The 13,189-nt window shown below is 70.8% G+C and carries 10 protein-coding genes; 2 read left to right on the top strand and 8 right to left on the bottom strand.

The features are described 5' to 3' along the window. Nucleotide 1 precedes the first annotated feature (1 nt). Nucleotides 2-1,543: a DNA polymerase Y family protein gene (locus QUC20_RS10245; RefSeq protein WP_289329805.1), complete on the top strand. Its 1,542-nt coding sequence runs from the start codon at nucleotides 2-4 to the stop codon at nucleotides 1,541-1,543. Further along, nucleotides 1,543-4,950 (top strand): error-prone DNA polymerase, encoded by a 3,408-nt coding sequence (locus QUC20_RS10240; RefSeq protein WP_289329804.1) that lies wholly within the window; start codon nucleotides 1,543-1,545, stop codon nucleotides 4,948-4,950. Before QUC20_RS10245 ends, QUC20_RS10240 begins: the two co-directional genes overlap by 1 nt. Nucleotides 4,951-5,073: 123 nt before the next feature. Here the strand turns inward: QUC20_RS10240 and QUC20_RS10235 are convergent, their stop codons facing one another. The 8 genes from QUC20_RS10235 to QUC20_RS10200 all read right to left on the bottom strand — a co-directional run bounded on the left by QUC20_RS10235 (nucleotide 5,074) and on the right by QUC20_RS10200 (nucleotide 13,178). Next, nucleotides 5,074-6,441, bottom strand: a complete 1,368-nt coding sequence (locus QUC20_RS10235) for an alpha-amylase family glycosyl hydrolase (RefSeq protein ID WP_289329803.1) — start codon at nucleotides 6,439-6,441, stop codon at nucleotides 5,074-5,076. Between the two features lie 62 nt (nucleotides 6,442-6,503). After that, a complete protein-coding gene (locus QUC20_RS10230; RefSeq protein ID WP_289329802.1) occupies nucleotides 6,504-7,823 on the bottom strand; it encodes an MFS transporter in 1,320 nt (439 codons plus the stop codon). Further along, a complete protein-coding gene (locus QUC20_RS10225; RefSeq protein WP_183045422.1) occupies nucleotides 7,820-8,404 on the bottom strand; it encodes a winged helix-turn-helix domain-containing protein in 585 nt (194 codons plus the stop codon). Before QUC20_RS10225 ends, QUC20_RS10230 begins: the two co-directional genes overlap by 4 nt. Before the next feature lie 90 nt (nucleotides 8,405-8,494). Next, nucleotides 8,495-9,238, bottom strand: coding sequence for an SDR family oxidoreductase (locus QUC20_RS10220; protein ID WP_289329801.1), 744 nt, complete (start codon nucleotides 9,236-9,238; stop codon nucleotides 8,495-8,497). A gap of 292 nt (nucleotides 9,239-9,530) precedes the next feature. After that, entirely contained in the window at nucleotides 9,531-10,220 is a 690-nt protein-coding gene (locus QUC20_RS10215) for a response regulator (protein WP_289329800.1), read from the bottom strand. Continuing rightward, entirely contained in the window at nucleotides 10,217-11,413 is a 1,197-nt protein-coding gene (locus tag QUC20_RS10210; protein WP_289329799.1) for a sensor histidine kinase, read from the bottom strand. The genes QUC20_RS10215 and QUC20_RS10210 overlap by 4 nt, the downstream gene beginning before the upstream one ends. Beyond that, nucleotides 11,410-12,252, bottom strand: coding sequence for a hypothetical protein (locus tag QUC20_RS10205; protein WP_289329798.1), 843 nt, complete (start codon nucleotides 12,250-12,252; stop codon nucleotides 11,410-11,412). Before QUC20_RS10205 ends, QUC20_RS10210 begins: the two co-directional genes overlap by 4 nt. Further along, nucleotides 12,252-13,178: an ABC transporter ATP-binding protein gene (locus QUC20_RS10200; protein ID WP_289329797.1), complete on the bottom strand. Its 927-nt coding sequence runs from the start codon at nucleotides 13,176-13,178 to the stop codon at nucleotides 12,252-12,254. Before QUC20_RS10200 ends, QUC20_RS10205 begins: the two co-directional genes overlap by 1 nt. Between the last annotated feature and the right edge of the window lie 11 nt (nucleotides 13,179-13,189).

Below are 13,189 nucleotides of genomic sequence, written 5' to 3'. Positions count from 1 at the left end.
CGTGGGGGAGCAGGAGGCGACGGCACCGGTACGCAGCCTCGTGGTGTGGGTGCCCGACTGGCCGGTCGTGGCGTTCGTGCGTGAGAGCGGCGTCGACTCGAACGCACCGATCGCGGTGTTCGAGAAGGGGATGGTCGTCGCGTGCTCGGCGTCGGCCCGAGCCGACGGCGTCTCCCGGGGGCAGCGTCGCCGCGACGCGCAGGCGCGATGTCCCGCACTGCAGGTGGTCGATGCCGACGCGGTGCGCGATCATCGGGAGTTCGCGCCGATCGTCGCGCGTCTCGAAGAGATGGCGCCGGGTGTACAGGTGCTCGAGGCGGGGCTCTGCGCGCTGCGCGTGCGCGGACCGGCGCGTTTCTACGGCGGCGAGACCGAGGCTGCCGGTGCCCTGCTGGCGGCGGTCGCCGAGGGTGATCTCGATGTGCGGGCCGGTGTCGCCGATGGCCCGTTCACGGCGCAGCAGGCGGCTCGGATGAGTACCCGTCCCGACCGGCCCATCCGGGTGGTCGAGACCGGACACTCGGCGGAGTTCCTCGCGCCGTTGACGATCGCCGTGCTCGACGACGACTCCGTCGACCTCTTCGCCCGGCTGGGTGTGCAGACCCTCGGCGACCTCGCCGCGATCGAACCCGAGCGTCTTGTCGAACGGTTCGGTCCCCGAGGCGTCCGGCTGCACGGGCTCGCAGCCGGCGCCGACTCCCGCCCCGTCGTCCCGCGCACCCCGCCGCCCGAACTGCACCGCGAGGTCGCGTTCGAGCCGCCCCTCGATCTCGCCGATCAGGTCGCGTTCGGCATGAGGGTCGCCGCCGAGGAGTTCATCGCCGGTCTCGGGGCGGTCGATCTCGTGTGCACCGAGCTGCGCGTGATCCTCACCGGCGACCGCGGCGAGACGAGCAATCGCGTCTGGCTCCACCCCGGCACCTTCGACCCCGCCGCCGTCGTCGACCGGGTGCGGTGGCAGCTGGCCGAGAGCGGCAAGCTCACCAGCGGTGTGGCTCGGGTCAAGATCGAGCCCGAAGCGGTGGACGCGGCATCCCATCACGCCGTCTCGCTGTTCGGCTCCGGTCCCGAGCAGCGGGTGCACCACGCCCTGTCGCGCGTCCAGGCGATGCTCGGGCACACGGGTGTCGTCACGCCGGTCGTGGGCGGCGGGCGCTGGCTCGCCGAGCGCCAGGTGCTCGTGCCGTGGGGCGACCGGCCGGTGACGAGTTCGCGCGAGCGGCCGTGGCCGGGCAGCCTGCCCGATCCGCTGCCCTCGACGGTCTTCGAGCGAGCGCTGCCGCTGGCGGTCGTCGATCGGGAGGGCGACATGGTGGCCGTTGACGGGCGGGGCGAGCTGACGGCGATCCCGGCCGCCCTGGTGTCGTCGACCGGGTCTCGCGGCATCCGCTCGTGGGCGGGACCGTGGCCGGTGATCGAACGGGCGTGGGATGCCGCGCGAGCGCGCCATGCCCACCGCTTCCAGATGGTCGATGCCACCCAGACCGCGTGGCTGCTGGTGTGCGACGGCGGCGAATGGTCGGTCGAGGGGCGGTACGACTGATGGGCTTCAACAACCCCTCGGTGCCGTGGTCCGAGATGGAACGCCTGCTCAGCGGCAACCGTGCCCCGAGCGCGCCGCCGGGGGCGGACGGCGGCGACAGTCCTGCGTGGTCGCGCAAACGGGGGAAGTACTCCGCGCCGAGGATCGAGCGTCCCGACGACGCGGTGCCGTACGCCGAGCTGCACGCTCATACGTCGTACTCGTTCCTCGACGGCGCCTCGTCGCCCGAAGAGCTGGCCGAAGAGGCCGAGCGGCTGGGGCTGCATGCCCTCGCGGTCACCGATCACGACGGCTTCTACGGCATCGTCCGCTTCGCCGAGGCCGCCGAGCAGCTCGCCGTGAAGACGGTGTTCGGGGCCGAGCTGTCGCTCGATCTGCCGCAGCGCGTCGGTGCAGCGCGCAATGAGGCCGACCCGCCGGGCGAGCATCTGCTGGTCCTCGCCCGCGGTGAAGAGGGGTACCACCGGCTGGCCCGCGCGCTCACCCAGGGGCAGCTCGCGGGAGCCGAGAAGGGCAAGCCCCGGTACCGGCTCGACGATCTGGCCGACATCGCCGGAGGCGAGTGGAGCATCCTCACCGGATGCCGCAAGGGAGCAGTGCGCCGGGCGCTCATCGAGCGTGGACCGGATGCCGCCGCCGCCGAGCTCGACGCCCTGGTCGACCGGTTCGGGCGCGATGCCGTCGAAGTCGAGCTGATGGATCACGGCGAGCCGCTCGACTCGCGGCACAACGACATCCTCGCCGGCCTCGCCCGTGAGCGCGGCCTGCCGATCCTCGCGACGAACAACGTTCACTACGCCGTGCCCGAGCGCGCCCACCTCGCTGCCGCGATCGCGGCGGTCCGAGCCAATCGCGGGCTCGACGAGCTCGACGGGTGGCTGCCCTCGCATGCGGGCGCGCACCTGCGGTCGGGCGCCGAGATGACGCGGCGCTTCCGCCGGTTCCCCGGCGCCGTGGCGCGCACCGTCGAGCTCGCCGACGAGCTCGCCTTCCCGCTGCGCCGTGCCAAGCCCGCCCTGCCGAAGCTTCCCGTTCCCGAGGGGCACACGCCGATGACGTGGCTGCGGCACCTCGTGTGGGAAGCCGTGCCGCGCAAGTACCCGAACCTGCCGGCCGAAGACCGCGACCGCATCGAGCGAGAGCTCGCCGTCATCGAGCAGAAGGACTTCCCGGGTTACTTCCTCATCGTCCACGGCATCGTGCAAGAGGCACGGCGGCGCGGCATCCTCTGCCAGGGGCGTGGATCGGCGGCCAACAGCGCCGTCTGCTATCTGCTCGACATCACCGCGATCGACTCCATCTACTACCGGCTGCCGTTCGAGCGCTTCCTCTCGGCCCTCCGCGAGGAGGAGCCCGACATCGACGTCGACTTCGACTCCGACCGGCGCGAGGAGATCATCCAGTGGGTCTACACCACCTACGGGCGCGAGCGCGCGGCGCAGGTCGCCAACGTCATCCAGTACCGGCCGAAGAACGCCGTCCGCGACATGGCGAAGGCGCTCGGGCATTCGCCGGGCCAGCAGGATGCCTGGTCGAAGCAGGTCGAACGCTGGGGTGCGACGCTCGACACCGGGCCCGACCACGACATCCCCGAACGGGTGCTCGTCTACGCCGCCGAGCTGCTCAAGGCTCCCCGGCACCTGGGTATCCACTCGGGCGGCATGGTGCTGACCGACCGGCCCGTCGGCGAGGTCGTGCCGATCGAGCACGCCCGCATGCAGGACCGCACGGTCATCCAATGGGACAAAGACGACGCGGCCTGGATGGGCCTGGTGAAGTTCGACCTGCTCGGCCTCGGGATGCTCGCCGCGCTGCAGTACTGCTTCGACCTCATCGAGGGGGCGACGGGCGAGAAGTTCGAGCTGTCGACCCTGCCGAAAGAAGAGGCCGCGGTCTACGACATGCTGTGCCGGGCCGACTCGATCGGGGTGTTCCAGGTCGAGTCCCGCGCCCAGATGGGGCTGCTGCCGCGGCTGCAGCCGCGCCGGTTCTACGACCTCGTGATCGAGATCGCGCTCATCCGGCCCGGTCCCATCCAGGGCGGTGCGGTGCATCCGTACGTGCGGCGCAAGCTCGGGTACGAGACCACGACGTACCCGCACGAGAAGCTCAAGCCCGTGCTCGAGCGCACGCTCGGGGTGCCGGTCTTCCAAGAGCAGCTCATGCAGATGGGCATGGTCATCGGCGGACTCTCCGGCGAGGACGCCGACCTGCTGCGCCGCGCGATGGGGTCCAAGCGCGGCATCGAGCGCATCGACTCGCTCAGACAGAAGCTCTACGACGGCATGGCCGAGAACGGCCTCGTCGGAGATGCCGCCGACGACATCTACGCCAAGATCCAGGCGTTCGCGAACTTCGGCTTCGCCGAGAGCCATTCGCTCTCGTTCGGGCTGCTCGTCTACGCGAGCTCGTGGATCAAGCTGCACTACCCGGCGGCGTTCCTCGCGGGGCTGCTGCGGGCTCAGCCGATGGGCTTCTACTCACCGGCGACGCTTGCGGCCGACGCCCGCCGTCACGGGGTCGAGGTGCGACGCCCCGACCTGCAGCTCTCGGGGGCCGAAGCCGTGCTCGAACACGTGTCGGGCGCGGCGGGACGGCCGGGTCCGACGGGACTCGACAGCTGCCTGGGCGAGCAGCCGCCGGTGCCGGTTTTCGACATCAACGCTCCCGACGAGTCGGCGGCGCATCGCCGTGACGGCGGCTTCGCGGTGCGGCTCGGGCTCGCCGCGGTCACCGGTATCGGCAAGAGGTTCGCCGAGCGGATCGTCGCCGAGCGCGCGGCATCCGGCCCCTACCGCGACATGCGCGACCTGGTGCGCCGCACCGGCGCCGACACGACGCAGCTCGAAGCGCTCGCCACCGCGGGTGCGCTGGAGTGCTTCGGGCACACCCGCCGCGAGGCGATCTGGCTGGCGGGGGCGGCCGCGCAGGACCGCATCGAGTACTTGCCCGATTCGCTCATCGCCGTGCAGCCGCCGCTGTTCACCGATCAGTCGAGCTACGACGTGCTCGCCTCCGACCTCTGGGCCACGGGCATCTCGCCCGACGACCATCCGATGACCCACTACCGCTCGCAGCTCGACGCCCGCGGGGTGCTGACGGCGAACGATCTGCGCGCACACGAGACCGGACGCCGCGTCGAGATCGCCGGGCTCGTCACCCACCGGCAGCGTCCGGCGACGGCATCCGGCATCACCTTCCTCAACATCGAAGACGAGCACGGGCTGATGAACGTCATCTGCTCGACGGGGATGTGGCACCGCTATCGGAGAGTCGTGCGCGACAGCCCGGCGCTCATCGTGCGCGGCATCCTCGAGCGGTCGAACGAGGGCGTCGTGAACATCCTCGCCGATGCCTTCGAAGACCTGCGGGTGGGGGTGAGGCACCAGTCACGAGACTTCCGGTGAGCCGCGCCGCGACGCGCCCCGGCCCGCCGCAGCGCGCGCCGACCCGACGCGAATGGTTGCCACGCGCGGGGGAGAGCAGCCATCCGGGTCGGGTCGGGTCGGGTCGGTTGGACGCGACGCGGGTCAGGCGGGGAGAGCCGACAGCACCGCCCAGCCGCGCGAGGGGAGGGATGCCTCGCCGGCGCGCCGGTCGATGTCGCCGGACAGTGCTCCGGCGAGCAATCGCGTCGCATCGGCGACCGGCACCGTCACGGGGGCGTCGCCGATATTGAGGGCGGTGATGACGGCATCCGTTCCGGTCGCGGTCCGCAGCACCATCGCGGTGTTGTCGATGTGGATGACGTCGGTGTGCGCGCGATGCAGCCAGGGATGCTGTCGCCGCACGGCGATGAGCTGCTGATGCGTGCGGAGGATGTGCTGCGCACTCTCGGGCAGCGAATCGGGCGCGGGCGGCGTTTCTGCGAACTCGGGGCGCACCGCATCGTCGCCGCCGAGGCGTTCCTCCTTCACCGCCTCGTAGCCGTATTCGTCGCCTGCGTAGACCGACGGCACACCCGCGACGGTGAAGAGCGCAGCCAGCGCATGCGGCACCAGGTCGAGGCCGACTGCCGAGGCGATGCGTGTGACGTCGTGGTTGCCGACGAAGGTCTGCGGTGCGAACACCGGCAGCAGCTCGTTGTTGCGCTCGATCGCGTGCTTGAGCTCGAACAGGTTGCTGTCGGCGATGCTGTGCCAGATGCCCTGCCACAGCTCGTACTGCGTCAGCGAGTCGATCGTCGACTCCTCGACGATGCGGGCGGCGTCGCCGTGGATGACCTCGCCGAGGAACCACGCCTCGGGGTACTCGGCCCGAACCCGTGGCAGCACCTGAGCCCAGAAGGCGGGCGGCACGGCGTAGGCGGCATCCAGTCGCCATCCGTCGATGCCGCGGTCCAGCCAGTGGGTCATCACCTCGACGACGAGGTCGGCGACGGCGGGGGAGTCGTGGTTCAACGACACCAGGGCATCATGTCCCTCGAAGACGTCGGCGTCGACCGGCTCGCCCTGCTGCCATCCGTCCCATCGCACGCGGAAGAGGTCGGCGGTGGCGGCGTCGGGGCCTCGCTCCTCGAGCTCGTGGAACGCGGGGTGCTCACGACCCACGTGATTGAAGACGCCGTCGAACAGCACACGGATGCCGCGGTCGTGAGCAGCCGCGATGAGGCGGTCGAGGTCGTGCCCGTCACCGAGGCGCGCGTCGAGGCGGAAGTAGTCGGTCGTGTCGTAACCGTGCGTGCTCGAGGCGAACACCGGGCCGAGCAGCAACCCGTTGAGCCCCAGCTCGACCGCGTGATCGAGCCAGGCCTCGATGCGACCGAGCCGGTGCTCGACGGGCTGGTCCGCGCCGGCGGCATCCGCTAGAGCGTCGTGCTGGTCGGGCCGGATCGGCGCTCCCGTGAATCCCAGCGGGTACACGTGCCACCACATGACGGTCTCGGCCCAATTGCTCATCCCCGCAGTCAACACGAGCGGGCACCCCTCCGGGAACGACGTGCGAGAAGCCGCGCGGAGGCTTAGGGTGCGGCGCCGGGCGCGGGACGGCGGTCCATCAATCGCCACGATCCGCCTGTCAGCGGCGTGAGCGTCACGACGGTGTACACGACGGCGATCACCCCGAACGCGACGAAGAGTCCCACGCCGTCGGCCATGAATCCGCCGACGAGTGCACCCAGCGGAACGCCCGCCCACGTGCCGGCGTTGAGCAGGCCGAAGACCCGCCCCCGCATGCGCGCGGGCACGCGCTCGAGCTGCACGGCACCGAGGATCGGGTTGAGTGCTCCGGCCGCGAGTCCGGATATGGCGACGACGGCGATCAGCACCGCGAAGGGCGCACCGAACGCGAAGACGGCGCTCGACGGACCGCCCGCGATGAGGAAGCAGATCGCGAACGTCAGCCGCCGAGGCACCCGGTGCGCGACGAAGCCGAAAGCGATGTTGCCGACGAGCGCGCACCCGCCCATGACAGCGACGATCACCGCGAGCGCGCCGGCGCCGCCGAGCTCGGCGTTCGCGTACAGCGGCAGGAGGGTCGAGCTGCGCGCGGCGTCGAGCAGGTTCGTGATCAGCACCATGCCCACGATGAGTCGCATGAGCGGATCGCGGACCACGAACCGGAACCCGTCGCGCAGCTCGCGCCAGTACGAACGCGGGGTTTCGGCATCCGTTTCGGCATCCGCGTCGCCGTCGGCGTTGTCGTCAGCGGCGATCCGGACGGTCGTGGCGGGAACCATCAGGCGGGTGACCGCGGCCGAGACGAAGAACGCGGCGGCGTTCGTGATGAGCGCTGCCATCGGCCCGAGGAGAGCGACGAGGGCGCCGGCGACGGATGCGCCGATGAGCTTCGAGAGGCGCTCCGAGCCGTCGAGGAGTCCCACGCTCCGCTCGAGCCGGATGCGAGCGGCCTCAGTGAGCTCGGGCAGCATGACCCGGCGCGCGATCTGCCCGGGTGTATCGAGAATGCCGCTCGCGAACACGATCAGCAGCAGGGCCCAGAACGGCAATCCCACGGTGAGGGCCAGCGCGGGGATCGCCAGCACGGTCGCTCCGCTCACGACGTCGGCGATGATCGCGGTGCGGCGGCCGCCGACCCGGTCGATCACCACGCCGCCGAAGACCCCGCCGAAGATGACGGGCGCGGTCGCGGCGAACGCGGCGAGACCCACCTCGACCCCGGAGCCGCCCGTGGCCAAGACGTAGAACGGGATCGCAAAGGCCGTGATGACATTGCCGGTCTGCGAGATCGCGTGGGCCGAGAGCAGCGCGTACAGCGCTCGGGATGCCGCGCGCCGCGGAGCCTCGTCAGCGGCGCGCGCCCGGGAGTCGGTCGTCGTCATGGCCGGCGGTAGGCCTGATAGACGAGGGCGACCGGTGCGGCGGTGTCGTCGTCATCGTCGTGCCGCGCGCTCGCTTCCTCCCACCGGTGCATCAGGGATTCGAGCTCGGCGCGCATCGCGGTGAGCTCATCGAGCGTGAGGCGCAGCGTGCGGTCGCCGGTCGCACCGGCGGCGACCCATTCGGCGGGGAGCGTCGGCATCGCGTCGATGTACTCGCTGTAGCGCGCGGCATAGATCTGCGCGATCGACTTCTCCAGAGCCGACGATGCGGCAAGCTGCGACGGATCGTCGAGGTGCGCGGCCGGCTCCCACGTCGTCAGGGCGCTCGCCGCCTGCCACCAGCGCTCGCGCTGGTCGGCGCTGCGCGGCTCGGCGGGCTCGATGAGGTCGATCGAAGCGAGTTTGCTCAGGTGGTAGCTGATCGTGCCGGGCGCCTCGTCGACGACGTCGCCGAGCTGCGCGGCCGTCTGCGGTCCGTTCTCGCGCAGGATGCCGAGCAGGCGCAGTCGCGTGGGATGCGCGAGTACGCGCATCGCGGCAGCGGTCTCGAGGCGTGACGTCGATCGGTCTGCTGAAGGCATACCCGCAACGCTAGATGCACAAGAACCATTGCGCAACATCTGTTGTTCATCTGGGTGGGCGGTCGGCGGCTCCGCCTGGCCCGCGCTGGCTCAGCTCTGCGCGGCGAGCCACTCCGCGAAGGTGACGGTGCCGCGTTCGGCGTTGGCGTGTCCGCGCAGGCGCCCCGATGACATCGCGCGGCCGAATGATCCGGGCAGGCGCATCTCGAGCGTGACCCTGCGGATGCCGCGGGCATCGAGCAGCGCCCGGACCATGTCGATCAGCAGCTCGTCACGCGGTCCGGTCAGGTCGCGTGCCCGGCCGGCCGGCGCGCCTTCTGCGAGGGTGACGAGGTGCTCGGCGACCTCCTGAGCGGCGACGGGGCGGACCCGGGCCGCGGGCACCACCGTGATCGGCCCGATCTTCCCGCGGACGAGGGTCTGTTCGGCGAACTCGTGGAACTGCGCCGCGCGCAGCAGCGTGTGAGGGAGCGCCCCACGTTGCACGGCCCGCTCGTGCGCGAGCTTGCCGCCGTAGTAAGCGGCATCCACGCCGTCGATGCCGACGATCGACAAGGCGACGAGGTGCCCCACCCCGGCCTCGATTCCCGCCCGCTGCACGTTCGCCGACACCCTCTCGAAGAACCGGCGCGATCGGTGCCGCGAGAGAGTCTGGATGCCGCTGACGTCGACGATCGTGTCGACGCCTTCCAGCACCGCGGCGGGCAGCGGGCCGTGTTCGAGGTCGTGCCCCTCGCTGCGCGCGAGCGCGACGACCTCGTGACCCCGGTCGGTCGCGATGCGATGGACGTGCCGGCCGACGGTGCCGGTGCTCCCGGCGATCGCGATTCTCACGAGGTCAGTATGACGGGGCCGGAAGCCTCGAACGAGACTCGAACGAGACTCGAGGGTGGATCTCGCACTCCTGACCGACCCCGCCCTTCGCGGATGCGCGGGTTACCGGGCGAATGCTCGACCGAGGCGAGCTCGTCTGCGTTCGCCTGTCACCTGTCGCCCCTATGCACGTCGTGAAGGGGCGTGACGTGGCAGGTGACGTGGAGGCTCGGGCTAAGCCGCGGCCTCTCGCGGGTCGCATCGAGTTCCGCTGCATCCGGCGAGCGGCCGTCGTGGTGTGCCGCCGACAGGCTCAGCGGTCGACGCTGACCACTCCGAGCTCGTAGGCGAGGATCACAGCCTGTACACGGTTCGCGAGATCGAGCTTCACGAGGATGCGGCCGAAGTGCGCCTTCACCGTCGATTCGCTCAGGTGCAGCGCCGCGGCGATCTCCGCATTGGTCAGGCCCTGTCCGACGTGGCGGAACACGTCGCGCTCGCGCGGTGACAGCGCTGAGAGAGCCTCGGGGGATGCCGGTCGGCCTGTCGGCGAGAGATGCGGCATCGCTGCGTCGATGAGCTTCGCGGTGATCCGGGGCGACACGACGGCATCGCCCGCCGTCACGGCCCTCACCGCGGCGACGAGTTCGTCGGGGCGGGTGTTCTTCAACAGGAATCCGGCCGCGCCCGCGCGCAGCGCGCCGAACGCGAACTCGTCGAGGTCGTACGTCGTCAGCACGATGATTCGCGTGTCCGGCAGCGCCGCGGTCAGCTGTCGCGTGGCCTCGATACCGTCGAGTCCCGGCATCCGCACGTCCATCAGCACGACATCGGGCCGCAGCCGCTGCGCGGCGTGTACCGCTTCGGCGCCATCTGATGCCTCACCCACCACAACCAGGTCGGACTGAGCCTCGAGCACGAGCCGCAAGCCGTACCGGATGAGCTCCTGATCGTCGACGAGCAGCACTGCGGTACGCGCGTCGGCTGCGCCGGGCTGAGTCATCGTTCCTCCGTCGAGAGGCGGACGAGAACCCGCCAGCCACCGCCGGCGACTGGTCCCGCCTCCACCGAGCCATCGTAGAAGGCCGCACGTTCGCGGATGCCGACGAGCCCGCGCCCCGGGGTCGCCGAAGGCATAGCCGGCGCCGACACGTCCTTCACCAGGATCGTCACCTCGGAGCGCTCGAACACCAGCCGCACGAGCACGTCGCGCACGTCGCGGCCATGCCGCAGGACGTTCGTCAGCGCTTCCTGCACGATCCGGTAGATCGTCAGGCTCACGGCAGCGCCCTCCGTTACCGCTCCGGTCTGTTCCAGGCGCACCGGGATGCCGGCCGACCGGAACTCCTCGACGAGCGCCGGGATCCGTTCCACCCGCGGCACATCCGTCGCCGGCGATGCGTCGCGCTCGTCGCGCACCGCGGTCAGGAGTCGCCGTACCTCGCCGAGCGTCCGCCGTCCGGTTTCGCTCACCCGGCCGATGGCGCGATGGGCCTCGTCGGGCCGCTGGTCGACCGAGGCCTGCGCGCCGTCGGCGAGCGCGACCATGACCGCGACGCTGTGCGCGATGACGTCGTGCATCTCGCGGGCGATGCGTTCGCGCTCGGTCGCGGCCGCGATGCTCGCCTCTTGGTCGCGTTCGCGCCGCAGGTGCTCGGCCCGCTCGGCGAGCGCTGCGGCCTGCCGCCTGCCGTGCCCGGCGTTGATGCCGAGCAGCGTGGCGATGAGGAACGCGGCGACGAGCACGACGGCGACGCTCGCCCAGTCGGTCGGCCAGGCTGCGGCATCCTCCCGTTGGGCCAGACCGAGCAGCGGCACACCGAAACGGACCCGAAACGCGAGCGCGAGCGACGCCACTATCGCTCCCGCGGTGGCCCACCCGAACCAGAACCAGGCGCGGCGGGCCTCGTCGAGACCGGCGCGGTAGAGCGCGACGACCACGAGGAGCATCTCGGCTCCGGTGCCGACGGCGAACGACATCAGCATCAGCGCGACGGCAGCGCCGAAGCTGATAGCCGCACGCCGCCGCGAGATCACGATCGCGGCCACCCCGGCGAGGCCCAGCAGCACGATCGGCCACAAGGGAGTGGTGATCGTCGATTCGACGGACAGGTACCCGAAGAACGCCGCGATGATCGAATACGAGACGAGGATGACGGCATCCGCCACGTCTCGTCGTCGTTGGGACGGGCTCACGCGTCCCTCGTCCGCAGCGCCACCGCGCCGATCACGAGCGCCCCCGCAGCCCAGACCGCCGCGATCAGCCAGCCCGCTCCGACACTCATGTGTCCGCCCCACAGGTCGAGGAACGGTCCGCCCTCGATCCCGACTCGGCCCATGGCGTCGCCGGCGTTGCCGAGCAGGCCGAGACGGATGACACGCGAGAGGAGCCCGAACGGCAGCAGCGAGCTGAGCACGGGAAGCAGCAGCGTCGCGGCGAACACGATGATCGATCCTGTGGTCGTCGAGCGGACGAGCGTCGTCGCGCCGAGACCGAACACCGCGCAGAGCCCGAGATAGACGGCCGATCCTACGAGGGCGAGCATCACGCCCGGTGCGGTGAGGGGCGCGCCCAGGCCGAAGCCCTCGTAGATCGGGTTCGTCACCGCCCACGCACCGAACACAGTGACGAGCGACGCTGCGGTGACGGTGGTGAAGGTGACGAGCGTCTTGGCCGCCAGCATCCGCACCCTCTGCGGCACCGCCACCAGCGTCGTCTGCATGGCGCCGGAGGAGTACTCGGCGCCGATCGTCATGACGCCGAAGATACCGGCGATGATCTGCCCGAGCACGACCATCGGCACGGTGACGTCAGCGATCGTGCGCTCGATGGATGGAACCGAGGGCACGCCGGATGATTCGAGGGTCAGGCCAAGGAAGAGGCTGCCGCCGATTCCGACGGCCAGGATGCCGACGAGCGCGAGCACGGATGACGGCAGGCTCACGACCTTGATCCACTCGGAGTGCACCACCGCGGTGAACGGCGGGCGCTGGGTGCGGGCGTCGGCGCGGTGCGGCTTGGTGGTGATGGCCATTACTTGTCCTTCTCGTGGTGGCTGGGAGCCGACGGGTATTCGGTCGCCTGCGCGGTGAGGGCGAGATAGGCGTCTTCGAGCGAGCCCGACACCGAGGCCACTTCGTAGAGCACGACTCCCGCGGCACCGGCGATGCGCGCGACGTCCTCGGCGGGCAGGTCGGTGATGTCGAGTGCGCCGTCGTCGCGCGTCATGACGGTGACTCCCGGGCGCGCGACCGCCGCCACGAGCCGTTCGGTGTCATGCGTGCGTACCCGGACGACCGGCTGCGTGACTCCTGCGATGACGTCCCGCATCGGCCCGTCGGCGATGATCGCGCCGCGACCGATGACGATCAGGTGGTCGGCGGTCTGGGCCATCTCGCTCATGACGTGCGAGGAGAGCAGCACCGTGCGGCCCTCGGCGGCGAGTTCGCGCAGCAGGCGGCGGATCCACAGGATGCCGTCGGGGTCGAGGCCGTTGATGGGCTCGTCGAGGATGATCGTCTGCGGGTCGCCGAGGAGCGCTGCGGCGATGCCCAGCCGCTGGCCCATGCCGAGCGAGAAGCCGCCGACGCGCTTGTTCGCTACCGAGTCGATACCGGTGCGCTCCATGACCTCGCGCACGCGCGGCGCGCGGATTTGATGGGTCGCGGCGATCGCGAGGAGGTGCTTGTAGGCGGTGCGGCGCTTGTGCGCGGCGCGCGCGTCGAGCAGCACCCCGACCTCGCGTAGCGGTGCGGGCAGGTCGCGGTAGGCGCGGCCGTTGACCTCGGCCGTGCCGGATGTCGGCTTGTCGAGCCCCACGATCATGCGCATGGTGGTCGACTTGCCGGCGCCGTTCGGGCCGAGGAATCCCGTCACCCGGCCCGGCTCGACGGCGAAGTCGATGCCGTCGACCGCGACCTTCTGCCCGTACCGTTTCGAGAGCGATTGAACACGAATCATGTGTCACCTTT

The sequence above is a fragment of the Microbacterium arborescens genome, from assembly GCF_030369635.1.
Classification (GTDB): Bacteria; Actinomycetota; Actinomycetes; order Actinomycetales; family Microbacteriaceae; genus Microbacterium.
This window is presented reverse-complemented; position numbering and strand designations above follow the sequence as displayed.